The following is a 25,436-nucleotide window of genomic DNA, read 5'->3' as shown; positions in this document are numbered from 1 at the left end:
GGCACCTCTGCGGCAGAGGGCCGGCTGTGAATAGGGAGCAGGCCCAGCAGCTCAGCTTTGCTGTTTCCCTGCTTCCTCAGTAAACTTTATGGATCACATCCTCGAACGCCGGCTCTTCCGTATGGATGTCGGCTGCTTCGCCCCATGCGGACATCTCGCGCAGAATGTCCACCGCACGGATCTGCTGGCGGTTCGCTTCAACCCGGACGTAATCGGGTCCGGTCTCGACGATGCGGAACGCTTCCCCGGTGGGGAGGCGAACTTCCAGCGGGAGCTGGAGGCCCTCTCCTGGCGGTAGCGGGATGGACCAAGCTCCAGCGAAAGTTACCCGGATCGTCGTCGGAAGACCGATTTTCTCCCGAAGTTCATCAATCGTCCCGTCATAGCTGAGCTGCCCGTGGTTGATCACCATGACGCGCTCGCAGAGCTGCTCGATGTCGTCCATGTCATGGGTGGTCAGCAGGATCGTCTTGCCGAACTCGGTATTCAGCGTCTTCAGAAAATCGCGGATGCTGCGCTTGGCGGTGACATCGAGGCCGATCGTCGGCTCATCCATGAACAGGACGTCCGGATCATGCAGCATCGAGGCTGCGATGTCGGCCCGCATCCGCTGTCCTAGGGACAGCTTGCGCACCGGCGTCGTCCAAAATTCCCCCAGGCCGAGCAGCTCGGACAGCTGTCCGAGACGCAGGTCCCGCTCCTTGTCCCCAACTTTGTACATATGGGCCAATATTTCGTATGAGTCTTTGACAGGCAGATCCCACCACAGCTGGCTTCGCTGCCCGAAGACGACGCCAAGGCGGCTGACGACGCGTCGCCTGTGCCGATGCGGATCGACCCCGGCGATGCGGACTTCCCCGGATGACGGATGGAGAATGCCGGTCAGCATTTTGATCGTCGTCGATTTGCCCGCACCGTTCGGCCCGATATAGCCGATAAAATCCCCCTGGTTGATCGTAAAGCTGATATCTTTAACCGCTTCCTTGACGCGGTATTCCCGTGTAAACAAGGTGCGGATGCCCGCGAAACTCCCCTCCTTGATCACAGGCGTTTTAAACTGCTTGTGCAGCCCCCTGGCTTCAATCATCGGCTGGGGCCGGTCCTGATCCGCCGACCGTTCCAACTCCGTTCGTACGGCTGGTTCTGTCATGATTCCCATATCGATCTTCTCCTTTCTAGCTTCCGGTACTTTGGTAACGGGACATGCCGAATGTCCACAATTTCATGCTGGCGAAGAGGCAGACTGCCGCCACCAGGACGATGCCAAGCAGGACCCAGGCGCCCAGCTCCCCGCGCAGAATAAACAGCGAAGGTACATAATTGACAAAACCGACGGGAATGACGACGAGCAGGATGGACCGGAGCCAGACAGGATACAAGACCAGCGGGTAACGGACCGCGGTCTGGGAGGCGTCCTCCGTCAGCGTCTGCAGCTCGTTGATTCGGGTCAGCCAGAACCCGGCAGTAGCGGTGGCGAGACCGATGGAGAACAGGATGGCTGCTCCCGTAAGGATCACCAGAAACGTGAAGGGAACCGCAATCCAGGTAATTTGCCCGGCCTGCATCATCCCGTGCAGCGCCCAGGTCAGAATAAACCCGCCCTGAAGCAGTTCCCCCGGCATCATCCGGAAGTTTTGTGACATCAGGGCAAGCAGAACAGGGACCGGCCGGGTCAGGAGCTGATCCAGGTCGCCTGACGTCAGGTAGTTCTCGAGATGATGAACATCATTGGCAAAGCTGCGGTACAGCGCCTTGGACAGTGTCATGACGGCAAACAGGTAGCCGACTTCATAGAGCGACCAGCCTTTCACCGCGCCGAACTTGTTCAGCACGATGGCAATCATGAGAAACTCGGCGATCTGGATCCCGGCGGCCAGAAACGTCCCCAGCAGAAAGTTCATCTTATACTGCATCCCGCTGCGGATACTGGACCGGATCAATACGAAATACAGATGAAGCCAATACCGAATGTTCATCCGCCCTGCACCTCCACCTTGCGGCGAACGACCGCCGTTACGCCAAGACAAGCCAAAGTCATCAGTACGCACCATACGAGAGAGCCCAGCAGCCGGGAGGCATCCTCAAACCCGAGGTAAATCCGGGTCGGTACGTACAGCAGGTAAGGGTAGGGGGAGATCCAGGAAACCGTTTGCAGCCAGCGCGGCAGCCATTCCACCGGAATGAAGAAGCCAGCCAGCAGGTTGATCAGGGCATGGTTCATCCAATACAGCCAGCTGGATTCCGTGGTCCACAAGGCCGTAGCCCCGATGATGTAATTCATGCAGATCGATAAATAGGCGGCCGCGGCCAAACCGGCCAGTGCCAGAAGCAGGGTGGTGACTTGCTGCGGAAGCGACAGGGAGAATACGAGGACGTACAGCAGATAGATCGGAACGGACTTGTACACAAACTGGTACGCGATTTGACCCCATTCCCGGCACATCAAATGAACGAACAGATGAACCGGGCGCATCAGATCCAGCGAGATCTGGCCTGTCCTGACCGATTGGGGAATGCCCAGCCCATTGGTCGTAAATCCCGAAATCCACAGCGACGCCTGGGTAAAAGCGATGTAGCCGATCATCCCGTGCACGCCGTATTCGCCGAGCGGCCTGTCCTGGCCGATGCCGATCCAGATGCAGGCATACAGGTAGCCGAACAGGGCGCTTGCAATGTTGTGCAGCATATGGGCCCCGCGGTACTGCAGGTTGCGCGCATACGCTTTTGAAGCAAGTGAGAAATAAAGCATTACACACCTCCGATAAGTTTTGTGGCGACGAGAACCGTCAACTTCAGTCAAGGCGGGTGAGTGAGAAGGATTTCCATCATACCAAAAATAGGATGGCGCGACAAGGAAAAGTTTTCGGCCGGAGGCGGATACATCCTTGTCTGCTGCCATGCGCATGCAGCGTCATGACATTCCACTATAACGCTTTCTTGCCGTTTTTACCACGTGATTTCCCACAATTATTTTTGTAATCAGAGGCGGTCCGGCGCATATTGACTTGCCCTTCCTTCCGAGTAGAATGGGAGCAAAGACGAAGTGAAAACAACAAAATGATTCGGTTTGAAGGCACCGGAGGAGAGTACCCGATGATATCATTCAAGACGCGGCCGCAGCACCGCCGCAAGACTTCCATGCAGCGCAGAAACCTGAGGGTAGCCAGCCTGGAAGGCATCCCGGCCGTGATGTTTATGACCCTGCTCGGCGGGCAGTTTTTGACCGGTTATCTGCTGTACCTTGGCGCAAGCTCGGGTGAGATTGGATTCGTGCTGGCGATCACGACTTTTGTCAATATCGTCCAAATTTTTGCCGCGTATCTGATCCAGAGGCTGCGCAGCCGGAAGTGGACGCTGGTGCTGTTCGTAGCCGTGCACCGGGTCATTTGGGGGAGCACCGGTCTCGTTCCGTTTATTGTCCCGAAGCCTTACTGGGTGCCCGCGTTTATCGTATTGTACACGGTGGCCTTCATGTTCAATACGCTGGGGGGCATCCTGTGGAACTCGCTTATCAGCGATATGGTCCACCCCAAAGTCAGAGGACGGTACTTCGGCATCCGGAACACGATTCTGAATGCGCTCGGAACGCTGGTGATGTACGGGGGTGGAGTCATCCTCGATCATGAGCCGGGCGGAAAAGGATTTCTGCTGCTCTATATCATCGTCTGGGTCTGCATTGCGGCCAATATCGCCGTGTTCTTCTTCTATCCGGACATTCCGTTTGAGCGGTCCTCGGAGAAGCGTTTTATCCCGATGCTGAAAAAACCGCTGCGCGACGCTTCTTTTCTGAAGGCGACGCTCTTCCTGGCCGGATTCCTGTTTCTGCAAAACCTGGTTGTGCCGCTGTATTCGTACGTCATGCTGGAAATGCTGCACATCAACTACCAGACGCTGTCGCTGCTGAACGTGCTGCAAACGGTGTCCATGATGGCCAGCTTCTATGTGTGGGGTAATCTGAACGTTCGGCACAGCAACCGCAGGCTGCTGTTCTGGACGCTGCCGATCATCGCATTATCCTGCCTATGCTGGGGGCTGCTGTCGGTGCTGCCGATGCTGCCTGTGCTGATTGCGGCACACATGATTTTTGGCATCGGTGTCGGCGGATTCAACCAGCTGGCGTTCAATTTCATGATCGGCGACACGCCTAAGGCGGAGCGTCCGATGTATATGGCGATGTACGCGGCGATTACGGGTGTCGCAGCATTCTTTGGCCCACTGATCGGTGGCAATCTTTACGAGCTCATCGGCCACTGGCCGGAATGGACCCGGATTTATGGCGTGCAGACCGTCGTCGGCCTGAGCATGCTGCTGCTGACGGTCAGTCTCGGCCGGAAGATTCTGCGGAATTCGTGAGGGCTCGAGAAAAAGAGGTCAATGTTCATCCTAATCGCATGCGAATGTTGAGGGTACCTCCCATAAGAAGACGGCAAATTGAGCTTCCGTCTTCTTGAGGGAGGTTTTTTGTTGCTTTTAAGTTATGCGGACGCACGAAGCAGCGGAGAGATCGAATGCACTGCCGGAAAAGCGAAGCGGTCGCCTTTGTCCCCGAATATCCAACATTGAAATAGATTCAAGGATATTCGGGGGCAACAGCGATTGAAGGAAGGATTCGAGCGCGGAGCGTCCTGACAACCGCCAAACGAGGCACCCGGGCAACGATATAGCAAGGCTTCAAGCCCCAAACCAAAGCCGGCTTTTCGCGTGAACCTTCCATTCGGGGGTATAATGAATAAGTAGAGGTGAATTCAGGAGCAGGGAGGAATCATTTATGTTTATCAACCAAATGTATATAAATGGGGCCTGGAAGGATGCCGCGGAGCACCTCGACGTCCTGAACCCGGCCACCGGTGACGTGATCGGCACCGTACCGAACGGCGGAGCGAAAGAGGCTGGCGAAGCCGCGGATGCGGCTTATGAAGCGTTCCCGGCATGGTCCGCGCTGACGGCGGACGAGCGGGGGGCGCTGCTGATGAAATGGCACGGACTGATCGCCGAGCATACGGACGAGCTCGCCCGGATTATGACGACGGAGCAGGGCAAGCCGCTGAAGGAAGCCGCCGGCGAAATCGGCTACGCGAACAGCTTTATTTCCTGGTACGCGGAGGAGGGCAAGCGAGTCTACGGGGAGAGCATACCGGCCTCGTCCGCTTCGCAGCGGATCTGGGTGCAGAAGCAGCCGGTCGGCGTCGTGGCGGCGATCACGCCATGGAACTTCCCGGCGTCGATGATTACCCGCAAGGTTGCGCCGGCGCTGGCCGCCGGCTGCACCGTCGTGATCAAGCCGTCCGAGGAGACGCCGTATACGGCCTTGAAGCTCGCTGAGCTCGCACACCAGGCCGGACTTCCGGCCGGCGTAATCAACGTGGTGACCGGCGAGGCGGCAGCGATCGCCGGCCGCTGGCAGCAGGATGAGCGGGTGCGCAAAATTTCTTTCACCGGCTCGACCGCCGTAGGCAAGGAGCTGATGAAGGGGGCGGCCGAAACCGTCAAGAAGATTTCCTTGGAGCTTGGCGGACATGCCCCGTTTATCGTGACCGCCGCGGCGGATCTTGACAAAGCGGTGGACGGGCTGATCAAGTCCAAGTTCCGCAACGGCGGCCAGACCTGCGTCTGCACCAACCGGGTGTATGTGGATGAGCGGATCGCCGGCGAGTTCACCTGCAAAGCGGCGGAACGGACGGCCGCGCTTCAGGTAGGCAACGGCATGGAGGAAGGCGTGGATATCGGTCCGCTCATCAATGCCAAAGCGGTGGACAAAGTGCTTCGTCAAATTGAGGACGCCAAAACTAAGGGCGGGATCATCGTGACGGGCGGCGAGGCGCTGCAGCATTCCGGCGGACACTTCGTGCAGCCAACCGTGATTGAACAGGCGACCGACGACATGGAATGCATGGTACACGAAACATTCGGACCGCTTGCTCCGATTACGACCTTCCGTACGCTGGAGGAAGCCGTGCAGCGGGCCAACCGCAGTCCTTACGGGCTGGCCGCTTACGTCTTCACGGAGCGGATCCAGGAGGCGCTGTACGCCGCCGAAGCACTCGAATACGGAATCGTCGGCGTAAACGATCCGCTGCCTTCCACGGCGCAGGCTCCGTTTGGCGGGTTTAAGCAGAGCGGACTCGGACGGGAAGGCGGCCATTTCGGCATCGAGGAATACCTCGAGGTCAAATATGTATCGCTCCGGCTCTAACCGGAGGAGCTGCCTAAAACGCTCGGTGCACTGCCCCAACATCCGGGAAAAGCACCAGGGAGAGCTCCGACCAAGATCTCATGCAAGCTACCGATCAAAAACAAAGAAGAAGCCCGAGGTGATGATCCTCGGGCTTCTTCGATAACAAGCTGTTATTTCGTTGTATTTGCCGCTGTATCGGCGGCGCCTGCGCCTGCAGCCGTATCGGTTGCCGCGTTAGCCGAATCGTCCAGCGAGTTGGTGATTTTGGCTTTGGATTTGAGGTCGGCAATCCAGGTCGACGCTTTGGAAGAAATGCCTTGCGTGATCAGCGTTTCCTTGATGTCAGCCTTCTTCTCGTCAAGCGTAGCCGTGTGAGCCGCTTTGCGGTCGGTAACCTTGATGATATGGTAGCCGTTGCTGGACTGCACGATGCCGCTCATTTCGCCCTTTTGCAGCTTGAACGCCGCTTCTTCAAACGGTGCTTCCATCACACCTTTGGCAAAGAAGCCTAGGTCGCCGCCGTTGTCCTTGGAGCCTGGGTCGATCGATTTCTCTTTTGCCAGCGTGGCGAAATCGGCGCCTCCCTTGAGCTGCGTTAGGATGCCTTCGGCTTCTTCCTTCGTCTTCACCAGAATGTGGGAAGCTTTGACTTCTTCCGGTGTGTTGAAGGATGCTTTATTTTCATCAAAATATTTCTTGATATCGTCGTCGGTCACTTTGACTTCCGGTTCGAGCAGCTTGCGGATTTGCACCTGCATGTTCATTTGCTTCTTCAGGTCTTCCACCGACATGCCCGACTGCTGCAGAGCCATCTGGAATTCCTCTTCGCTGCTGAAGCCCTTCTTGATATCGTCCATTTCCTTGGTGACATCGGCATCGGTTACTTTAATGCCTTTTTTGCTGGCTTCCTGGTTGACCAGCTCTTCCGTGATGAGGCTGTCCAGCGTCTGTTTGCCGCCGGCGTCCACCAGTGCGTCATAGAGCTTGTCCTTTTTAATGTCCGTGCCGTTGACCGTCGCTACCGTCGGGTTGCTACCCGAATTAAAAGGAGGCTTGATCAGCACAATGACGAGAATGACGGCAAGCACGAGCGATACGGCCATCCATACCTTGCCAGTTCCGCCGGACCATGCTTTCGGAGCAGGACCGGACGCCGCAGCAGACGCTTTGGGAGCAGGCGTCTTCTCTTTATTCGGCTTCGCCGGCGTCTCGCCGTCGCGTTTCATTTCGCTGAGGACCGGTGCGCCGCTCTCGGAAGGGGCTGCCGGTTTGCTGGTCCGTTCAGATGATTCCCCCGTTGTTTCGGTATTGTTCAGCTCTTCGTTGTTTAACGATTCTCTTTCTTTGTCTGTCATTAAATCTTGTCCTCCTTTAATATATGCAAAACGCTTATGGGTTCACTTTACCAGATTTGCCGTAAATAATCCTTAAGAAGACATAAATTGTGACAGATTTTTTTTAATCCTGTTTTAAGATTCGGCTGTTTGCGGCGGTTTTAATCAGGAAGCAGACGATGTGGCCAAATAAAAGACCGCTCCGGACAGGAATGCCCCGGGAGCGGCCATAGCTATTTGCCTTATTTTTGCCGTTCGATCGATACAGCGTGCGCAATACAAGGAATGCTCTCCTTCTGCTGATAGGAGAGGGGGGAGAGCAGGGCGCCTGTCGCTACGACGAGGATGCGGTTCAGCTCGCCGCGCTGCATCCGGTTCAGCAGGTGGCCGTACGTCACGACCGCCGAGCAGCCGCAGCCGCTGGCCCCGGCCTGAACATTCTGTTTACCGTAATCGTAAATCATCATGCCGCAGTCCGAATAGGTCGTCTGATGAATCGGAATGTTATGTTTCTTCAGCAGATCGTTGGCGATTTGATACCCGACCTTGGACAGGTCGCCGGTAACGATCAGGTCGTAGTAACCCGGCTCGATCTGCAGGTCGCGGAAATGCGCTTCCATTGTGTCTACCGCTGCCGGCGCCATTGCCGCGCCCATATTGAACGGGTCGCTGATGCCCATGTCGACCACACGGCCGATCGTGGCGGAAGTGACATATGGCCCGTCCCCGTCCTGCGACAGGACGACCGCGCCGGCCCCGGTCACCGTAAACTGAGCCGTGGGGGGCTTTTGGGAGCCGTACTCGGTCGGATACCGGAACTGCTTCTCCACGCTGGCATTATGGCTGCACGTTCCGGAGAGCACGTATTTTGCCCCGCCCGAGTTGACGATATAAGAGGCCAGCGCGAGGCTCTCCATCGACGTGGAGCACGCGCCGAACAGGCCGAGATAAGGAATGGCCAGCGTTCTCGCGGAAAAGCTGCTGCTGATAATCTGGTTCATCAGGTCGCCGGCGAGAAAAAACTGGATTTGCCCCTCGGTCAGTCCGGCGTGCTGCACCGCCATTTTGGCCGCTTCCTCCATTAAAGCCTTTTCGGCTTTCTCCCAGCTGTCCTGTCCCAAATACATGTCGCCGTGGATAATATCGAAATCGTCGGCCAGCGGACCCTGACCCTCAAACGGGCCGACGATCGCCGCTTTCGACTTGATGGAAGGCTTGTTCTCGAACACCCAGCTTTGATGGCCTTTCAGCATATGAATCCTTACCCCCCTACAATATTAGGATCAAAAATGATGTAGGCGATGCCGACGCAAAAGGCTGCGACCGAACCGAACACGATGACGGGTCCGGCCACCTTGAAGATGCTGCCGCCGATGCCGAGCACGAGGCCTTCCCGGCGGTACTCGATCGCCGCCGAAGCCATGGCGTTGGCGAAGCCGGTGACCGGGACTGCGGTTCCTGCGCCCGCCCACTGGGCAATTTTGTCATATACCCCCAAGCTGGTGAGAATGACGGAGATGATGATCATGACGCCTACGGTCGGACTCGAGGCCGCCTTTTCCTCAAAGCCCCACCAGTGGATAAACATCTGCTGCACCGCCTGTCCGAGCAGGCAGATCAGGCCGCCGACGAGAAAGGCCCTGTATAAATTTTTGAACGTAAACTTGCTGGGCTCGCGCTTTTTGGCCAATTCCTGGTATTCCTGCTGGACAGGCGTCAGTTTCTTTTTCTTTTTGCTGACCATGATGCTTCACTCCTAACGGGTTAATAATGGCTTGACGTCCGAGATAACCTGCTCCAGCTGGGCCGACACCTGCTCGTACATCGCCTTGTTCTGCTCGTTTTTGGTCGAAAGTCCGTACATCTCCAGGTCCGCCTGGCATTTTTTGAGATCTGCATACAGCATCGCTTTCTGCTGCGGCTCGGGAACCTTGATCTGATCGTCGAAGAGGTCGACGTACAGCTGTCCGTACGCATCCACCTGCCCGATAAAGACGTTGTCCAGCGATACGCCCAGCTTTTCGAGCTCGGTATGGATCCAGCGCCGGTTCAGGCCCCTTGTAGCCAGCGGCTCGTCCATGATTTTGCCGTCCAGAATGACCGTCTGCGGCTCGCTCTCCGGCCCGACCTTGATGCCGAGATGGGTGGGGGTCAGCGGTTGATTTTCTTTTTTCATCAGCACGTTGATCTGTCCGTTCGGCTCCATGATCGCAAACTCGACCTCCGCCGTTTTAAAGGCGTTTTTCCCGCGGAGCTGCTCCATAAGCTCTTCGTTCGTCAGCCGCTCCTTCTTCAGATTGTCCTCCATGATCTTGCCGTCCTTGATCAGCACGGTACTGGTGCTGTCAATGAAATCCCGTGCTTTCTTGCTCTTTAACTGCAAAAATTCAATCATGAGCGAAACGGCTACCCACACGGCGAGGGAAATGACGCCAAGGTACCAGGTGGCTTTCAAATCAAGCGAGATGGAGGCCGCCAGGTCACCGATCGTGATCCCCGTAATGTACTCGAAGAAGGACAGCTGGGAGATTTGTCTTTTGCCCAAGAGACGGGTCAAGGCAAACAGAAAGACCACAGAAGCCAAAGTCCGAACGATAACCTCTATCCAATCCGGCATATCTATAAATTCCTCCATTCCAGATCTTTGCTTTAAACGCGGATAACAAAATTATTTGCAGCATCTTCTCGTTTTATGAATTTTTTGATTTCAGGCAGGTTAGATTATGTTTCGTACTTATCCTGTAAAGGAGGTGAAAGTAACAATGACCGTTGCATCCCAAGTCAAAACGACACTTGCATCCCTGAAAAGCGCCCAAGCCAGCTTGGAGACGTTTGCTCTCAGCACGCAAAACCAGGAAGCTAAAAACCTGTTCTCTCAAGCTGCCCAGCAAACCCAGCAAATCGTGCAGCAGGTGGAAAGCCGGGTACAACAGCTTGAAAACGAGGAGCCTCAATATAAAGGATTCTAATTCTTTAATTGATTCCCCACATCAGGCCATACCGCTCCAGTCCAATAACGTTTTGCCTTAAGCACCGGCTTTGCCGGTGCTTTTTGCTTATGCTACAGCTGGCAAATTCTGCTTCCGGATAAGCGTGACAAAGGCCGGGTCTTCATGGATAATATTAAAGTCATACCGCATGGCAGAAGCGGGGGTTTGTAGAGAGAGGAGTACATATAGATATGAGAGCAAATCAAGGACGGCTGAATAAGCTGTTAGTTATGAGCCTGGTGCTGGGCGTGCTGTTCGTGATCATGATGGTCCTGGTCGGAGCGGACCGGATCGCCTGGTTTGACCAATCGATCATCGATGCAGTTCAGGGGATGGAGAATGAGGGGTTGACCCGGATCATGAAGGGCTTCACCTTTCTTGGGTCATCGCTTGTAGCGACGCTGCTGAGCGTGATCGCGTTCCTGTTTCTGTGGCTGGTTTTGCGGCACCGCAAGGAGCTGCTGATGTTTCTCTTGTCCGTGGGGGGATCGGAAATTTGGAATATCATCATCAAAAATTGGATGCAGCGGCAGCGCCCCACCACGCACCGACTGATCGAAATCAGCGGATTCAGCTTTCCGAGCGGGCACTCGATGGCTGCGTTCGCCCTGTACGGGACGCTGACCTACTTGCTGTGGAGGCATATTCCCGCGCTGGCAGGAAGAATTGCGATGATCGTTATCGGGGTGGCCCTGACGCTGCTGATCGGGATCAGCCGGATCTATCTCGGGGTGCATTATCCGAGCGACGTCTTCGGCGGGTATTTGGCGAGCGCAACGTGGCTGATGCTGTCCATTTATATCTTTGAAAAGTACTGGAAGCCGAGGCCATAGGGGCCAGGAAATGAAAACCGTACATCAGGCGGCAGAAACTTGCATGAAAACGCCTCGCTCGCGTAATATGATTGCATAAAGATCTTTTAAAGGAAAGGGTGTATGGCTTCGGTCCGATGACGTCGCTAAGAGATTTTATTCAACTGCCTGCCGTTAAAAAAGTGATGGTCCTCATTTTGCTCGTGCTGTTTTTGTATGTCTTCCGGAGCATGATGAACCTCATTCTGATTACCTTCATCATTACGTACCTGGTGAACCGGATTCATTCGTCGCTCACCCGGCGGTTTACGAACCGAATGGGAATCAGCAAGAAGATCGCAGTACTAATCATTTATGCCGTCTTTCTTGGAGCCCTGTCGATCGGAACCTATCAATATGCTCCGAAGCTGCTGGGTGAACTGAACGTGCTGATCAACCAGGTTATTTCGTTTTACAGCAAGCCGCTGGAGCTTACCGACAATAAAGTCATGGACTACGTGCTGGAATACATCCATAAGATTGATATTTCGCAGTACGTCAAGCAGGGCTACAACCTGCTGACCGGAACGATCTCCAACATCGGCAAGTTCGGCATCAATTTTGCCATCGCGATCATCATGAGCTTGTTCTTTATGCTGGAGAAAGAGAAAGTGACCCATTTCACGGATAAGTTCAGAAGCAGCAAATTCGCCTACTTTTATGATGAATTAGCTTACTTCGGGAAAAAATTTACGTTTTCTTTCGGAAAAGTGATCGAGGTCCAGTTTTTGATTTCCATTATTAACGCAGCGGCTTCCACGCTGTTTCTGTGGATCCTCGGATTTCCCAACCTGTTCGCCCTCGGGCTGATGATCTTCCTGCTCGGCCTCGTGCCGGTCATGGGGGTGATCGTCTCACTGGTGCCGCTGTGTGCCATCGCGTTCAGCATCGGCGGAGTGATGAAGGTCGTTTACGTCCTGATCATGGTGGCCGTCCTGCACGCGTTCGAGGCGTACGTCATGAATCCGAAGTTTATGTCGGATAAAACGCATCTGCCGATATTTTATACGTTTGCTGTACTGATCATCTCCGAGCACTTCTTCGGGGTGTGGGGGCTTATTCTCGGCGTGCCGGTGTTCATGTTCCTGCTGGATCTGCTCGAGGTGCCGGTCAACGGGCCGAAAGATGAACCCGCTGGAGCCGCCAAGAAGAACAAAAAAATACCGCACAAAAAATCCTAACGGTTGATGTTAGGATTTTATTGTGCGGATATCCTTTCGTTAGATGTGCGAATAGGAACCCGGCTGAGTGCGGTCCGAGTGCGGGCGGTACGTCCGCTCGGTAAACCGCTTCAAGGAAGCGGGCAGCTTCTGCTTGAGCTGATCGGCACGCTCCTGGGTCATTTTGCCGGCTTTGACGGCGGCATCGATTTTGGAGCTTTGGACGGCTGTCATCTTCTTGACGAGCTCGTCGCCGCTCCAGCCTTTTTTCTCCTTGGCGATCTGCTGCAGCGTTTTGCCCTGCTTCCATTCCTTGCTGAGATCCTGGACGCTCATGCCGAGCAGATCCGCAGCGTCTTTAAGCAGAATGTACTTGCGGCCGTGATGTCCATGGCGGATGTGATGGCCGTTCTCCTTCCGGTCCTGATCCGGCGTAGCTATATGGGCAGATGGGGAGTCGTCCGTTTGGGGAGTAACAGGCGCCGGGTCGGCGGCGAAAGCGATTCCGTCGGATCCGGCGAACACGATGCAGGCCAGTGCACCGGCCAGCAGCGCATTTTTGATTGGATTCATGTCAGTTCACCTCTTGGTTGAATTGGGTCAGGCTTTATTTTTCTGTCCTATTATGCGCCTGATTTGGAAAAACATACATGTATATTCAAAGATGCTGGGCCCTCGGGCTGGGCTGTAATATTTGGTTTGGTATCACAAAGGGCTCCACCGGGTAATTAATTCGGGAAGACGATACAATATGTACTATATAGAAAAATGAAAACTATAGTTCAATCTATACATCGATGGAATTAGGAGGGGTGAGCGTGACTTTTGGCGCGAGGATGTTAAAGACGGGAATCGCGGTTACCCTCGCTTTATATATCAGCATCTGGCTTAACTTGTCTTCGCCGGTGATGGCGGCTGTGGCGGCCATCTTTGCCATGCAGCCGTCGATTTACCGCTCATGGCGGTACTTTCTGGACCAGCTCCAGACCAATACACTGGGAGCGGTTCTGGCACTGCTGGCAGGCCAGGTGTTCTCGAACGAGCCGATTGCCGTCGGCCTGGTGTGCATCCTGGTCATCATGATATGCCTTAAGCTGAAGATGGGCGATACGATCGGCCTGACGCTGGTTACGGTCATTGCCGTGATGGAGGCCTCCGGGCAATGGCAGTTTGCGCTAACCCGGTTCTCACTCAGCTTGATCGGCATCGTTTCGGCCTTTTTGATTAATATTCTGCTGTTTCCGCCGAAGCCCAAGCAGCAGTTTATCGGGCAGATCCAAAATACGTTCGACCGGATGTCGCTGCTCATGCGGACGGCCATTTCGGACGAAATCAAGGAAAATGTGTTCCGTGATAAAAAGCGCGAGCTGGAGGATGCCATCAAATCGCTGTCGAGCAAATATCAGCTGTTTGAAGAGGAGCAGAAGAAGATGAAGCGGGCCTCCTTCAGCCAGACCCGGCTGCTGGTCGTCTATAAGCAGATGCTGAATGCTCTGCGGAAAGGGCGCGAAGTGCTGGACGCGGTGGAGGAGCATTATTTCCAGTCGGACCGGGAAGCCGGCACCGACCGGATCTTTGACGAACAGCTGGAGCGGCTGATCAAGTTTCACGAGCACATCCTGCTCAAATTCGAGGAGAAGCTCAAGCCGAACTGCCTGGAGGCTTCACAGCTGGACCAGGAAAACACCGCGTTTATCCAGGGCGTGCTGAGCCTGGCTATCGAGGAGCCCGAAGGCAGGCTGCGCTTATCCATCGTGGGGGCCACGATGTACGATTACGGGTATCAGCTGGAGCGGCTTAACCGATTGGTCGAGCATTATCACAAAACCGATGACGATGAATCCGGATTTTGGGCATCGTGGATTAAAAAATAAAGAAATGCATAAACCCCGGTCATCTGCGGCAGAGAAGCAGTTGACCGGGGTTTTCAGTTGCTAAGCCTTCAGATCGATCAGCGGCAGCTTCACGATAAACGCCGTTTCCGCCGTGTTGCTCGAAGCATTAATCTGTCCGTCATGAAGCTCGATGATGCTCTTGACGATGGCCAGCCCCAAACCGGCGCCGCCGGTGTCCAGGGAACGCGATTTCTCGACGCGGTAGAAGCGTTCGAAAATATAAGGGAGGTCCATCGGCGGGATCGGCGGTCCGTAGTTGATGACCCGGACCTCGGCCTCCTGCTCCGACTTCTTGGCCTCGAGGCGGATCTGCTTCCCGTCATTACCATAGCGCATCGCATTGGTAATGAGGTTCTCAAACGCCTGCATGATCTTGTCGCCATCGGCCTGGATCATCAGCTTCTCCTGCGGCGGCGAGAAGACGATCTCCATGTCCTGGTTGCGCAGCTGGAGCGAAAATTCCGCGGTCAGCTGACCGATCAGCTGCACGAGATCGATAGGGGTGCGGTGCAGCGGAATTTGGCCGAAGCCCATCCGGGTATAGTCAAACAGATCGTTCACGAGCCGATTCATCCGTTTGGATTTTTCATAGGCGATATTGACATAGTACCGCAGCTCCACCTCGTCCTTGTATTTGTCTTCCTCAATCAGCCGGAGATAGCCGATGATCGACGTCAGGGGCGTGCGGAGATCGTGGGAAACGTTGGTGATCAGATCGTTTTTGGCCTGGGTCGCCAGACGCTCCTCCTCCCTGGAGGCTTCCAGCTGGGAGACCAGCGCGTTGATCTGCCCGGCGAGCAGCCCGAGCTCATCCTTGGAGCGAACCGGAATCTGGACATCCGTATTGCCGGAAGACATGCGCTGAACTCCGCGGATGATATTGGTCAAATTCCGGGTCGTGCCCCAGCTTAGAATCATGCAGTAAAAAATGAACAGCATAATGACGACGACGGCCTGCCACACGGAAAACCCAAAAATCCGGTTGACCCGGATGATCGCTTCCACAAAGGGATACAGCGCTTTGAAATGATTGTCGTACACCGCCTGCAGAATCGGCTTGACGATCACCAACGTAGCGAACGTCAGGGCGACGCTGAGGAAAAATAACGTGACGATTTTCCACTGCAGCTTGTTAAATATGCTACGCATCGATTTTATAACCAACTCCCCACATGGTTTGGATCAGCTTGTAGCCCAGTTCTTTCTCCAGTTTGTCCCGGAGGTTGCTGATGTGAACCATGACCGTATTGTTGGAGACGTAATACTTTTCCTTCCAGACCCGCTGAAAAATTTCCTCGGCGCTGAACACTCTTCCCGGATGGGAGGCGAGCAGGTGGAGAATATCGAATTCACGGCCGGTGAGCTGTACGTCGGTCCCGCGGGCGGTCACCTTATGGGAAGACCGGTTGATCTCCACATCGTGAATCCGAAGGGTGGAATCCGTCTGTTCTTTCGGTTCATTATATTGAAAAGAACGCCGGAGGAGCGTTTTGACCCTCACGGTCAGTTCCAGCGGATTAAACGGCTTGATCATGTAATCGTCGGCACCCGTCATCAGGCCGAGAATTTTGTCCATATCCTCGGTCTTGGCGCTGAGCATCAGAATCGGAATGGTTGACTCGTTCTCCCGAACCTGGCGGCACACCTCAAGGCCGTTCAGTTTGGGCATCATCACGTCCAGCACGATGAGGTCGACCGGATGCTCGTTCAGCAGCTGGAGCGCCTCCTCGCCATGATAGGCGCAGATGACGTGAAAACCTTCATTTTGCAAATAAATCGAAATCAGATTGGCGATTTCCTTGTCGTCGTCGACGACCATAATGTTGCGCATGCATAAACCTCCATCAGTGCTTGTCTATAAGTTCGAGACGGAGCGGACCGTTCGGGTCAGCCAGCTGCGGGCAGGATTGTCCGCATGCTCAAAGGCGTAATCGAACATGGCCGCGGCGTCCTGGAACCGGGTCTCGGTGTCGGGCGCTCCCATAACAACGGCAATGACCCGCTTGCCGTCCTTTTCGGTCGTTCCGGTAAAGCAGTACCCGGCCCGCTCCGTATACCCGGTTTTGAAGCCGTCGTTGCCCGGATAGGCGTAAGGCTCGCCGGGGAGCATCGCGTTGGTCGTATGCAGCGTAATTCGCTTCTCGGGGATGCTGACATCGGCCTTCTGCGTAATATTTAAAATTTCGGGGTAGGAATCAATGAGGCACTTTGCCAGTTTGGCCACATCCTGCGCGCTCAGCATCGTCTCTCCCCGCGAAGACGCCGACTTGAACTGCCGCAGATCGCTTGAGGTCAGTCCAGTCGCATTGGCGAAAACGGCTTGGGGGGACAGGCCGATGTCCTTGGCCCTGGCGTTCATCCGTTTGACGAATTCTTTCTCGCTGCCGCCGATATGTTCGGAAATGGCCACCGCCGCATCGTTGGCGGAGTGCACGACCATCGCTTCAAACAGCTGGCGCAGCGTCAGCGTCTCGCCTTCGCGGAGTCCGATCTCGGAACCCGTCACGTTCGCGGCATACCGACTGGCGGTGACAGGCTCATCCCAGGAGCTTCGCCCCTGATGGATGCTGTCCAGCACGAGCAGCTCCGTCATCATTTTGGACATGCTGGCCGGGGGGAGTGATTGAGACCCGTTATGCTCATAATATACCTTTCCGCTCTCCGCATCCATAAGAACGGCTGCCTGCGCCTTGATCGTAATCATAGGAAACCGGATCAGGCTGACGGCCGCGGCCACCGTCAAGCTCGACAGCAGCGCCAGCGCAATCAGTTTTCTTTTTTGCTTTTGCTTTGATTTCATGGCACCATACCTCGTTTATCCGTTTTGAATACCTTTCATTCTTTTACCAGTCTAACCATCAAACTTTAATTGCCCTACAAGAAAATCTTAAGAAATGTAAAGTTTTCGTCCCTGTTCGGATATATAATATGACTAACCTAATGCCGTCCGGCAGCATGGATAAAGTTACAGACATCAATCGAGAGATAGAGAGACTGGAGGGTTTACAATGCACAACAACACTTGGAAAAGACTCCCGATGGCCGACTGTGTCCGGGATTTGGTCGCCACCGCCCGCGGGGACCGCAAAGCAAGCCTCGTCATCCTGAACGTGAGACTGGTCAACGTCTTGTCAGGCGAAATCGTGCCGGAGATGTCCATTGCGGTACAGGGGCCGCGGATCGCTTATGTCGGCAAGGACGTGAGCCATACCATCGGCGAAGGGACCGTTGTCATTGATGCCGGAGGCAAATATGCAGCGCCCGGACTGCTGGACGGACATTGTCATATTGAGAGCACGCAGCTTACGGCAACCGAATTCGCCAGAGCGGTGCTTCCGCTGGGCACGACCGGCGGGTTTTTCGATGCGCATGAAATTTCGAACGTCCTCGGACTGCCGGGCCTTCGCTTCATGCTGGAGGAAGCCAGAACGACACCTCTGGCCGCCTATATGCAGGTCGCATCCTGCGTGCCGTCGACCCACCCCGGGCTGGAAACCACCGGGGCTTACATCGGTCCTGAAGAAGTGGCGGAAGCGCTCAGCTGGGGGCCGGATATGATCGGATTGGGCGAAGTGATGAACTTTCCCGGCGTCGTATACGGCGACGACAAAATGATCGGGGAGATCGAGGCGACGCTGCGGGCCGGGAAATACGCGGACGGCCATTTTACATGGAGTTCCGGGGATTGGAGGCTTCCGGTGTATGCAGCAAGCGGCATTGATGGAGACCATGAATGCGTGAGCGCGGAGGATGTCATCGAGCGCGTCCGGCTCGGCATGTACGCCAAGATGCGGCAGGGCTCGGCCTGGCATGACGTTGCGGCCACCATCAAGGCGCATACCGAAGGCGGCCTGGATACCCGGCGCATGATTCTGGTCACGGACGACCGTAGCTCTGAGTCGCTGATGAACGAAGGGCATATGAATTTTGTCGTCCGCCACGCCATTGCGCAGGGCGTCAAGCCGGTAACGGCCTTCCAGATGGCCACGATCAATACGGCAGAACGGTTCGGAGTGGCCAGGGATATCGGAGCGATCGCTCCCGGGCTCTGCGCGGATATCATTTTGCTGGACGGGAATTTGGCCGACGTGAACGTCACGATGACGATCGCGGCCGGACAGGTTGTGGCGGAGGAAGGCCGCATGACCGCCGAGTGGGAGCCATATGCCATACCGCCAGAGGCGTACGGCACCGTCAAATTGGGGCATCCGATTGAAGAACGGGATTTGGTCATCGCCGCGCCGCAGACGGACGGAACGGTTGAGGTCCGGGCGATTGGGGTCGTGGAGAATCATGTGGAGACGAAGGAAACGTGGGTGAACGTGCCGGTGGATAATTCGGCGCTTCGCGTTACGCCGGAGAGCGGCCTCTGCAAAATGGCGGTATTTGAACGCCACGGTCAAGGTGGAGGCCATGCGCTCGGCATCGTGGCGGGGATCGGCTTTGAAGAACCGGCAGCTATCGCAATGACCGTGGCCCATGACAGCCATAACGTAACGGTCATCGGCAATGATGACCGGCTGATGGCGCAGGCTGGAAACCGCGTGGCCGAGATGCAGGGCGGCGTCGTGATGCTCACGCGCACGGGCCGGACGGAGTTCCCGCTGCCGGTCGGCGGCCTGATGTCCGATCAGCCGTTTGAAACGGTCGCGAGCCAGTCCGAAGCGATCAGCCAGGCGCTGATTCAGTCCGGCTGCCTGCTGAACAACGCGTTCATGACGCTGTCGCTTCTGGCGCTGGTCGTCATTCCGGAGCTGCGGCTGTCGGATAAAGGGCTGGTCCGAATTTCGGCGGATGGCATTGAGATCGTGCCGCTGTTCCGGAGCTAAGCAAGGAATTTGAAGAGGGCGGACAACATCCGAACCGGCGGGCGCCATAAATGGCCCCGCCGGTCTTTTTAGTGGGCAAAGATTGGGTGAAGTAAAAGGAAACGGACGGGCCGTCCGCGAATTATAATAAGATACAGGTTGAGTCACGAAGAAAATCGGGGCGATGCCAGAGCCCTCCTAGAAGGACGAGGTACGCCAAAAAGGGGAGCCGGAGGCTCCCCTTATCCTGCATTGATTTACAATTTAAAAGTTGGTAATATAGAACTTGTGACTCTAAAACGAAACAAATAAAAATAATAATCCTATACGGATTTTATCACATTGGGATGGGTTTGTCAAACATTAAAAAGGGGATGGATATCGGCATGGATTTAAACGATCAGGACTGGCAGCAGGAGCAGGAGCGGGTTACTCAGGTCACCGGCAAAATCGCCCGCCGCAAAAAAGCGCTTGAAGCGGAGGTCGGAACGGTCCGGGAAGATGTCGTGGAGCTGAGAAAGGATTTCTGGGATGAGGTCCGCGTCAACTTCAGCAGCGCCGACGACCTCGGGGAGACCTCGACCAGCTTGCGACAGCAGTCCCAGGTGCTGTCGGAGCGCGAGCGCAGCCATCTGCAGGCTTTTGAATCCTTGAAGAAGCTGCGGCTGCTGGAGAAATCGCCGTATTTCGGCCGGATTGATTTTACGGAAAAGGGACAGAAGCAGACGGAACAGATTTACCTTGGCATCGCTTCGTTCCTGGATGATGACCAGGAGACCTTCCTCGTGTACGACTGGCGGGCTCCCGTCTCCAGCCTGTATTACGACGGTGCGCCCGGGCCGGCTTCCTACCTGACACCTGGCGGCGAAATTGAAGGGACGATGGAGCTGAAGCGTCAGTTCGTCATTAAGGACGGCAGGATCGACGTCATGTTCGACACCGGCGTCACAATCGGCGACGAGCTGCTGCAGCAGGTGCTCAGCCACAGCTCCGACAGCCAGATGAAAAGCATCGTGGCGACGATTCAGAAGGAGCAGAACGCCGTGATCCGGAACGACAAGAGCCGGATGCTGGTCGTGCAGGGGGCGGCCGGGAGCGGCAAGACGTCTGCGGCCCTGCAGCGCGTCGCCTATCTGCTCTATAAATACAGGGAAATTCTGAAGGCCGACCAGGTGCTTCTGTTTTCCCCCAACCCGCTGTTTAACAGCTATGTCTCCACCGTCCTGCCGGAGCTGGGCGAGGAGAACATGATGCAGACGACGTTCCAGGCATACCTGGAACACCGGCTCAGCAAGGAATTCGACCTGGAAGACGTGTTTTCGCAAATGGAGTCGATTCTGAATGCGGAGGAAGGTGAGTGGCTGGAGAATAAAAAGGCGTCGATCGCCTTCAAGGCCTCGCCGGCGTTCCTGAATATCATCCGCAGCTACAAGGATTATCTGGAGCATGACGGCATGATCTTTAAGCCGATCCGCTTCAAGGGGCATCTGATCGTTTCGGCTGAAGCGATGAAAGAGAAATTTTACAGCTATGACCCTGCGGTCCGCCTGGCCAACCGGATCGAGCTGATGCGGGAGTGGCTGCAGAAGGAGCTTGCCGCCTTTGCAAAGCAGGAGCGGAAGGCGGCTTGGGTCGATGACCAGATTGAGCTGCTCAGCGCGGAGGAATACCAAAAGGCGTACACGCATGTCCGCAGAAAGCTTGCGTCCAAGAAAGACACCTTCGACGATCACGAGCGCGAACGGAACCTGCTGGCCAAAATGATCGTCAACGAGTGGCTGAAGCCGGTCCGCAAATGGATCAAGCGCAAGCGGTTTGTCGACGTCAAGGCACTGTACCGTGAGCTGTTCGTCAATGAGGAGCTGTTTGCCCGGGTCAGCGGTACAGGCGATTTGCCGGAGCGGTATCATGAGATCGGCGCCCAGACGGTTCAGGATCTCATGGAAGGAAGGCTGTCCTACGAGGATGCGACGCCATATCTGTACATGCAGGAGCTGATGAAGGGCTTTCAGGTCAACAGCCTGATCCGGCACGTGTTCATCGACGAAGTTCAGGATTATTCTCCGTTCCAGCTGGAATACCTCAAGCGGCTGTTCCCGCGGGCGCGCATGACGGCGCTGGGCGACCTGAACCAGGGAATCTACCCGCACACCGGGGTTCTTGGCGGCAGTCTAGCCTCTCTGCAGGAGCTGTACGGCCCGGAAGAGACGGAGGTCATTTCGCTGACCCGCAGCTACCGTTCGACGTATGAGATCGTGGATTTTACCCGGAGCATGATGCCGGGCGGGGAAGCGATCGTGCCGTTTAACCGGAACGGGGAGAAGCCGCTCGTACGGGTTCAGCAGGACCGGGAAGAGCTTCATGACCGGATCGTCACGGACATTATGGAGCTGAACGCCAAAGGCTATGAGCACACGGCCATCATCTGCAAAACGGCGGAGGAGTCCGAGTCGGTCTACGAAGCGCTGAAGAACCGCCTGCCGCTGAAAAAGATCACGAAAACGACCCCTTCCTTCGCTAACGGGACGCTGGTCATTCCATCCTACTTGGCAAAAGGGGTCGAGTTTGATGCGGTCATCATCTATGACGCGTCGGAAGGCGAATACAGCCGGGAGTCCGAACGGAAGCTGTTCTATACGGCCTGTACCCGGGCGATGCATCAGCTCCATGTATATAGCCTGGGCGAGCCCAGCCGCTTCATCACGGATGTGGCGGAAGATAAATACGTTTTGGCCTAGAGTCAGGCGTGGACCGGTAGTCCGGGCAAATCCGGCGGGTTCACACGGGTTCCGTCAGCACGTAAGCCTGTTCCTCGAACGGCTTGCGGTATTTGGACGGGGTACAGCCTTTATGATGCTTGAAGACGGTAATGAAGTAGCTGAGGTTGTCAAAGCCGACATCCATGGCGACCTCGACGATTTTTTTGTCGGTGTTCTCCAGCAGCTTACATGCCTTGAGCACCCGGTAATGGTTGACGTATTCCACCGGGCTCTTCTGGGTCATCTGTTTGAAAAAGCGGCAGAAATGCCCTTCGCTCATGTTGATCTGTCCCGCCAGCTCTTTGAGCTTAAGCGGCTCGGCGTAATGATCATGTATATAATGAAGCGCGGTCTTCAGCCGCTCCACCTTGTCATGGCTTCCGGTGGGGCGGCTTTTGCTGTTTTCGCCCAGCGGCGCCTGGGCCGACAGCAGGGCGAAGATCCGGAGCAGGTGCGCTTTCGTCGACAGCTCGTAAGCCGGCACTTTGGCTTCGTTTTCGCAGATAATCCGATGCAGCGAGTCCAAAATATCCTTTTCCCATTCCGAGTTTCCGGTGATGTGCTGGCGCGGCCTAAAGCTTTTTTTTATCAAGGGATCGATATATTTCTCCTGAATGATGTCAAAGTCCGGGCTGCTGAGCAGATCGGCGCTGAACACGACCGCTGAAAAGATGCACGGTTCTTGCGAGGTCAGCATCCCGGAGTGAATTTCCCCGCTGTTGACGAATAAGGCTTCGCCTGCGCGGACCTCCACATACGTCATATCGAGCTGAAAGACGGCGCTGCCTTGATGCAGCACGATAAATTCCATTTCGTCATGCCAGTGGCAGTCCAGAATGCTCTGCCCGTTGAGCTGCTCGACTCTGGGGTAGATGCTGACGGGATACAGAGGGTGTCCGTGCACGCGGTTCTCCCTGAGCGTTTCTCGATTCATATGATGTCACTTCCATTCCTAGTAAATATCAATATATTAATATATTTGGTCAAAATAGCGTAAGAAATCTCTTCATTAGATCAATATTATTATAGTATAAACTCTAGGAGGGACGAAACCATGAAATTCACGGACGGTTACTGGTTGATCCGGGAAGGCTATAACGTACAAAACCCTGCGGATATCCGCGATATTACCCATACAAGCGACTCCATGACGGTTTTCGCGGCGACGAAAATCATTGCGACCAAGGGCGACACGCTGAACGGTACGCTGCTCAAGGCCGACTTCAGCTCCCCGATGCCGGATGTGATCCGCGTTAAGCTGTTTCATCATAAAGGAAAAGTAAACAAAGGTCCTGCGTTCGAATTGTTCCCAAGCGATACCGATGTGCAAATTTCGGTGGATGAAGAGACCGCGGTGCTGACCAGCGGCCAGCTGAGCGTGCAGGTCAACCGCAAGCAGGGCTGGAACATCGATTTCAACTATGCCGGCAAGCGGATTACCGGCAGCGGCTGGAGAGCGCCTGCGTATATCCAGGATCCGGATAAAAAAGCATACTACCGCGAGCAGCTTGACCTGGGCGTCGGTGAGTACATTTACGGCCTCGGCGAACGCTTCACCCCGTTTGTAAAGAACGGCCAAGTGGTGGAAATCTGGAACGAGGACGGCGGCACGAGCAGCGAGCAGTCGTACAAGAACATTCCTTTTTACCTGTCGAGCAAAGGCTACGGCGTGTTCGTCAACCATCCGGAAAAGGTATCTTATGAGATTGCTTCTGAAAACGTATCCAGAGTGCAGTTCAGCGTCGAAGGCGAATATCTGGAATACTTCATCATCGGCGGCGCCACGCCGAAGGACGTGCTGGACAACTACACGAAGCTGACGGGCAAGCCTGCGCTTCCGCCGGCCTGGACGTTCGGATTATGGCTGACGACATCCTTTACCACGGATTACGATGAAGCGACCGTCAACCACTTCGTGGACGGCATGGCCGAACGCGATCTGCCGCTCTCCGTCTTCCACTTCGACTGCTTCTGGATGAAGGAATACCAGTGGTGCGACTTTGAGTGGGACAAGGATATGTTCCCGGATCCGGAAGGCATGCTGAGACGGCTGAAAGACAAGGGGCTCAAGATCTGCGCCTGGATCAACCCGTACATCGCGGAAAAATCGTACCTGTTCGATGAAGGCATGGAGAACGGTTACCTGGTGAAAACGCCGGACGGTTCCGTATGGCAGTGGGATTTGTGGCAGGCCGGCATGGGCCTGGTGGACTTCACGAATCCCGATGCGGTGAAATGGTACAAGAGCAAGCTCGAAGTGCTGATCGACCAGGGTGTCGACTGCTTCAAAACCGACTTCGGCGAAAGAATTCCGACCAATGTCGTTTATTTCGACGGATCCGATCCGGTGAAAATGCACAACTACTATACCTTCCTGTACAACAAGGCGGTATTTGAAGTGCTGGAGGACAAGCTGGGTAAAGGGGAAGCCGCTTTGTTCGCCCGTTCGGCCACGGTCGGCGGCCAGCAGTTCCCGGTTCACTGGGGCGGCGACTGCTCCGCGACGTACGAGTCGATGGCGGAGACGGTCCGCGGCGGCCTGTCGCTCGGCCTGTCCGGCTTCGGCTTCTGGAGCCATGACATCAGCGGCTTCGAAAATACGGCTCCGCCGGATATCTACAAGCGCTGGGTGCAGTTCGGCCTGCTCTCGTCCCACAGCCGCCTGCACGGCAGCACATCGTACCGGGTGCCTTGGCTGTTTGACGAAGAGGCGGTCGACGTGGTGCGCAAGTTCACGAAGTTGAAATGCAGCATCATGCCTTACCTCTACAACTCGGCGGTGGAATCCACGGAACGCGGCCTGCCGATGATGAGAGCCATGGTACTGGAGTATCCGCAGGATCCGACCTGCTTCACGCTGGATACGCAGTACATGCTGGGCGATTCGATTCTGGTGGCTCCGATCTTCAATAAAGAAGGCGACGTTCAATACTACCTGCCGGAAGGCAAGTGGACGAACTACCTGACAGGCGAGGTGCTGGAAGGTAACCGGTGGTACAGCGAGAACCACGGATACATGACCCTGCCGATGATGATTAAGCCGAACACCCTCCTTGCGGTGGGTAAAGAAGACAGCAGACCGGACTACGACTATGCCGACGGCGTCTCGCTGCATCTGTTCGAGCTCGGCGACGGCGCTTCGGCGCAGGCCGACATCGTGAATACGCTGGCCGAACAAGAGCTCAGCGTAACCGCATCCCGCAGCGGCAATGTCATCGAAGTGAAGGCCTCCGGGGCCGGCAAGCCTTGGACGCTCGTGCTCCGAGGTATCGGCGGTGTGGCGTCCGTAGATCAGGGCACGGCGGCAAGCGGCGAAGACGGCGCAGTCATTACACCTGCGGCCGGCGCTTCTTCCATCACAATCACATTAAAGTAACGGGCTGCTGAGGCAGCTTAGGGATAGGACCGGACCGCAGATGGCTGCGGTCCGGTTTTTTAGAGATCAGAGCAATAGCCGTGTTTTA

At 55.5% G+C, this 25,436-nt stretch carries 21 protein-coding genes; 9 read left to right on the top strand and 12 right to left on the bottom strand.

The features are described from left to right. Positions 1-76 precede the first annotated feature (76 nt). From K2F33_RS29570 to K2F33_RS29560, 3 genes are all read right to left on the bottom strand, one after another. Positions 77-1,087 carry an ABC transporter ATP-binding protein gene (locus K2F33_RS29570; protein ID WP_263882479.1) on the bottom strand — a complete coding sequence of 337 codons (1,011 nt, stop codon included), beginning with the start codon at positions 1,085-1,087 and terminating at the stop codon, positions 77-79. An 88-nt stretch (positions 1,088-1,175) separates the two neighbouring features. Beyond that, complete coding sequence (locus K2F33_RS29565) at positions 1,176-1,976, bottom strand: ABC transporter permease (protein ID WP_263880309.1); 801 nt, start codon at positions 1,974-1,976, stop codon at positions 1,176-1,178. Beyond that, positions 1,973-2,749 (bottom strand): ABC transporter permease, encoded by a 777-nt coding sequence (locus K2F33_RS29560; protein ID WP_263880308.1) that lies wholly within the window; start codon positions 2,747-2,749, stop codon positions 1,973-1,975. The genes K2F33_RS29565 and K2F33_RS29560 overlap by 4 nt, the downstream gene beginning before the upstream one ends. Positions 2,750-3,093: 344 nt before the next feature. On the opposite strand from K2F33_RS29560, the gene K2F33_RS29555 reads away from it, so the two are divergent. Next, complete coding sequence (locus tag K2F33_RS29555; RefSeq protein WP_263880307.1) at positions 3,094-4,353, top strand: MFS transporter; 1,260 nt, start codon at positions 3,094-3,096, stop codon at positions 4,351-4,353. A 415-nt stretch (positions 4,354-4,768) separates the two neighbouring features. Beyond that, a complete protein-coding gene (locus tag K2F33_RS29550) occupies positions 4,769-6,193 on the top strand; it encodes an NAD-dependent succinate-semialdehyde dehydrogenase (RefSeq protein ID WP_263880306.1) in 1,425 nt (474 codons plus the stop codon). 152 nt (positions 6,194-6,345) lie between these two features. Here K2F33_RS29550 and K2F33_RS29545 read toward each other — a convergent pair whose 3' ends face one another. From K2F33_RS29545 to K2F33_RS29530, 4 genes are all read right to left on the bottom strand, one after another. After that, complete coding sequence (locus K2F33_RS29545) at positions 6,346-7,530, bottom strand: foldase protein PrsA (protein ID WP_251674419.1); 1,185 nt, start codon at positions 7,528-7,530, stop codon at positions 6,346-6,348. 221 nt (positions 7,531-7,751) lie between these two features. Next, the gene (gene spoVAD / locus K2F33_RS29540) at positions 7,752-8,762 is read right to left on the bottom strand and encodes a stage V sporulation protein AD (RefSeq protein WP_076168471.1); all 1,011 of its coding nucleotides are present in this window, start codon (positions 8,760-8,762) and stop codon (positions 7,752-7,754) included. Positions 8,763-8,770: 8 nt separating this feature from the next. Further along, positions 8,771-9,253, bottom strand: a complete 483-nt coding sequence (gene spoVAC / locus K2F33_RS29535; protein ID WP_076168467.1) for a stage V sporulation protein AC — start codon at positions 9,251-9,253, stop codon at positions 8,771-8,773. Positions 9,254-9,265: 12 nt separating this feature from the next. After that, positions 9,266-10,126, bottom strand: coding sequence for a DUF421 domain-containing protein (locus K2F33_RS29530; protein WP_076168465.1), 861 nt, complete (start codon positions 10,124-10,126; stop codon positions 9,266-9,268). A 145-nt stretch (positions 10,127-10,271) separates the two neighbouring features. Here K2F33_RS29530 and K2F33_RS29525 point away from each other — a divergent pair, with 145 nt between their 5' ends. The 3 genes from K2F33_RS29525 to K2F33_RS29515 all read left to right on the top strand — a co-directional run bounded on the left by K2F33_RS29525 (position 10,272) and on the right by K2F33_RS29515 (position 12,531). Next, positions 10,272-10,478, top strand: coding sequence for a DUF1657 domain-containing protein (locus tag K2F33_RS29525; RefSeq protein WP_076168463.1), 207 nt, complete (start codon positions 10,272-10,274; stop codon positions 10,476-10,478). Positions 10,479-10,690: 212 nt separating this feature from the next. After that, a complete protein-coding gene (locus K2F33_RS29520) occupies positions 10,691-11,332 on the top strand; it encodes a phosphatase PAP2 family protein (RefSeq protein WP_076168460.1) in 642 nt (213 codons plus the stop codon). A 116-nt stretch (positions 11,333-11,448) separates the two neighbouring features. Further along, the gene (locus K2F33_RS29515; RefSeq protein WP_076169571.1) at positions 11,449-12,531 is read left to right on the top strand and encodes an AI-2E family transporter; all 1,083 of its coding nucleotides are present in this window, start codon (positions 11,449-11,451) and stop codon (positions 12,529-12,531) included. Between the two features lie 39 nt (positions 12,532-12,570). On the opposite strand, the gene K2F33_RS29510 is transcribed toward K2F33_RS29515, so the two are convergent. Then, entirely contained in the window at positions 12,571-13,083 is a 513-nt protein-coding gene (locus K2F33_RS29510) for a hypothetical protein (protein WP_263880305.1), read from the bottom strand. A 245-nt stretch (positions 13,084-13,328) separates the two neighbouring features. Here K2F33_RS29510 and K2F33_RS29505 point away from each other — a divergent pair, with 245 nt between their 5' ends. Continuing rightward, positions 13,329-14,384, top strand: coding sequence for an aromatic acid exporter family protein (locus tag K2F33_RS29505; protein ID WP_076168456.1), 1,056 nt, complete (start codon positions 13,329-13,331; stop codon positions 14,382-14,384). Between the two features lie 60 nt (positions 14,385-14,444). Here the strand turns inward: K2F33_RS29505 and K2F33_RS29500 are convergent, their stop codons facing one another. Genes K2F33_RS29500 through K2F33_RS29490 form a run of 3 tightly spaced genes read right to left on the bottom strand, consistent with a single transcriptional unit; the run spans position 14,445 to position 17,205 of the window. Next, complete coding sequence (locus K2F33_RS29500) at positions 14,445-15,554, bottom strand: sensor histidine kinase (protein ID WP_263880304.1); 1,110 nt, start codon at positions 15,552-15,554, stop codon at positions 14,445-14,447. After that, positions 15,547-16,236 (bottom strand): response regulator transcription factor, encoded by a 690-nt coding sequence (locus K2F33_RS29495; RefSeq protein WP_263880303.1) that lies wholly within the window; start codon positions 16,234-16,236, stop codon positions 15,547-15,549. Before K2F33_RS29495 ends, K2F33_RS29500 begins: the two co-directional genes overlap by 8 nt. A 24-nt stretch (positions 16,237-16,260) precedes the next feature. Further along, positions 16,261-17,205 (bottom strand): D-alanyl-D-alanine carboxypeptidase family protein, encoded by a 945-nt coding sequence (locus tag K2F33_RS29490; RefSeq protein WP_076168448.1) that lies wholly within the window; start codon positions 17,203-17,205, stop codon positions 16,261-16,263. Between the two features lie 208 nt (positions 17,206-17,413). On the opposite strand from K2F33_RS29490, the gene K2F33_RS29485 reads away from it, so the two are divergent. Further along, the gene (locus K2F33_RS29485; protein WP_212983159.1) at positions 17,414-19,234 is read left to right on the top strand and encodes an adenine deaminase; all 1,821 of its coding nucleotides are present in this window, start codon (positions 17,414-17,416) and stop codon (positions 19,232-19,234) included. 365 nt (positions 19,235-19,599) lie between these two features. Then, complete coding sequence (helD, locus tag K2F33_RS29480; protein WP_263880302.1) at positions 19,600-21,951, top strand: RNA polymerase recycling motor HelD; 2,352 nt, start codon at positions 19,600-19,602, stop codon at positions 21,949-21,951. A gap of 40 nt (positions 21,952-21,991) precedes the next feature. Here helD and K2F33_RS29475 read toward each other — a convergent pair whose 3' ends face one another. Next, positions 21,992-22,906, bottom strand: coding sequence for an AraC family transcriptional regulator (locus K2F33_RS29475; protein ID WP_263880301.1), 915 nt, complete (start codon positions 22,904-22,906; stop codon positions 21,992-21,994). 120 nt (positions 22,907-23,026) lie between these two features. Between K2F33_RS29475 and yicI the strand changes: the two genes are divergently transcribed. Further along, a complete protein-coding gene (gene yicI / locus K2F33_RS29470) occupies positions 23,027-25,348 on the top strand; it encodes an alpha-xylosidase (protein ID WP_263880300.1) in 2,322 nt (773 codons plus the stop codon). Positions 25,349-25,436 lie beyond the last annotated feature (88 nt).

Origin of the sequence: Paenibacillus sp. PSB04, assembly GCF_025809195.1 — a bacterium.
GTDB classification, from domain to species: Bacteria; Bacillota; Bacilli; order Paenibacillales; family Paenibacillaceae; genus Paenibacillus_AQ; species Paenibacillus_AQ favisporus.
This window is presented reverse-complemented; position numbering and strand designations above follow the sequence as displayed.

Bases quoted from the DNA above. Each gene is read 5' to 3' on its own strand.
- K2F33_RS29570 (WP_263882479.1), bottom strand. From the start codon at position 1,087: ATGATTGAAGCCAGGGGGCTGCACAAGCAGTTTAAAACGCCTGTGATC.
- K2F33_RS29565 (WP_263880309.1), bottom strand. From the start codon at position 1,976: ATGAACATTCGGTATTGGCTTCATCTGTATTTCGTATTGATCCGGTCC.
- K2F33_RS29560 (WP_263880308.1), bottom strand. From the start codon at position 2,749: ATGCTTTATTTCTCACTTGCTTCAAAAGCGTATGCGCGCAACCTGCAG.
- K2F33_RS29555 (WP_263880307.1), top strand. From the start codon at position 3,094: ATGATATCATTCAAGACGCGGCCGCAGCACCGCCGCAAGACTTCCATG.
- K2F33_RS29550 (WP_263880306.1), top strand. From the start codon at position 4,769: ATGTTTATCAACCAAATGTATATAAATGGGGCCTGGAAGGATGCCGCG.
- K2F33_RS29545 (WP_251674419.1), bottom strand. From the start codon at position 7,530: ATGACAGACAAAGAAAGAGAATCGTTAAACAACGAAGAGCTGAACAAT.
- spoVAD (WP_076168471.1), bottom strand. From the start codon at position 8,762: ATGCTGAAAGGCCATCAAAGCTGGGTGTTCGAGAACAAGCCTTCCATC.
- spoVAC (WP_076168467.1), bottom strand. From the start codon at position 9,253: ATGGTCAGCAAAAAGAAAAAGAAACTGACGCCTGTCCAGCAGGAATAC.
- K2F33_RS29530 (WP_076168465.1), bottom strand. From the start codon at position 10,126: ATGCCGGATTGGATAGAGGTTATCGTTCGGACTTTGGCTTCTGTGGTC.
- K2F33_RS29525 (WP_076168463.1), top strand. From the start codon at position 10,272: ATGACCGTTGCATCCCAAGTCAAAACGACACTTGCATCCCTGAAAAGC.
- K2F33_RS29520 (WP_076168460.1), top strand. From the start codon at position 10,691: ATGAGAGCAAATCAAGGACGGCTGAATAAGCTGTTAGTTATGAGCCTG.
- K2F33_RS29515 (WP_076169571.1), top strand. From the start codon at position 11,449: ATGACGTCGCTAAGAGATTTTATTCAACTGCCTGCCGTTAAAAAAGTG.
- K2F33_RS29510 (WP_263880305.1), bottom strand. From the start codon at position 13,083: ATGAATCCAATCAAAAATGCGCTGCTGGCCGGTGCACTGGCCTGCATC.
- K2F33_RS29500 (WP_263880304.1), bottom strand. From the start codon at position 15,554: ATGCGTAGCATATTTAACAAGCTGCAGTGGAAAATCGTCACGTTATTT.
- K2F33_RS29495 (WP_263880303.1), bottom strand. From the start codon at position 16,236: ATGCGCAACATTATGGTCGTCGACGACGACAAGGAAATCGCCAATCTG.
- K2F33_RS29490 (WP_076168448.1), bottom strand. From the start codon at position 17,205: ATGAAATCAAAGCAAAAGCAAAAAAGAAAACTGATTGCGCTGGCGCTG.
- K2F33_RS29485 (WP_212983159.1), top strand. From the start codon at position 17,414: ATGCACAACAACACTTGGAAAAGACTCCCGATGGCCGACTGTGTCCGG.
- helD (WP_263880302.1), top strand. From the start codon at position 19,600: ATGGATTTAAACGATCAGGACTGGCAGCAGGAGCAGGAGCGGGTTACT.
- K2F33_RS29475 (WP_263880301.1), bottom strand. From the start codon at position 22,906: ATGAATCGAGAAACGCTCAGGGAGAACCGCGTGCACGGACACCCTCTG.
- yicI (WP_263880300.1), top strand. From the start codon at position 23,027: ATGAAATTCACGGACGGTTACTGGTTGATCCGGGAAGGCTATAACGTA.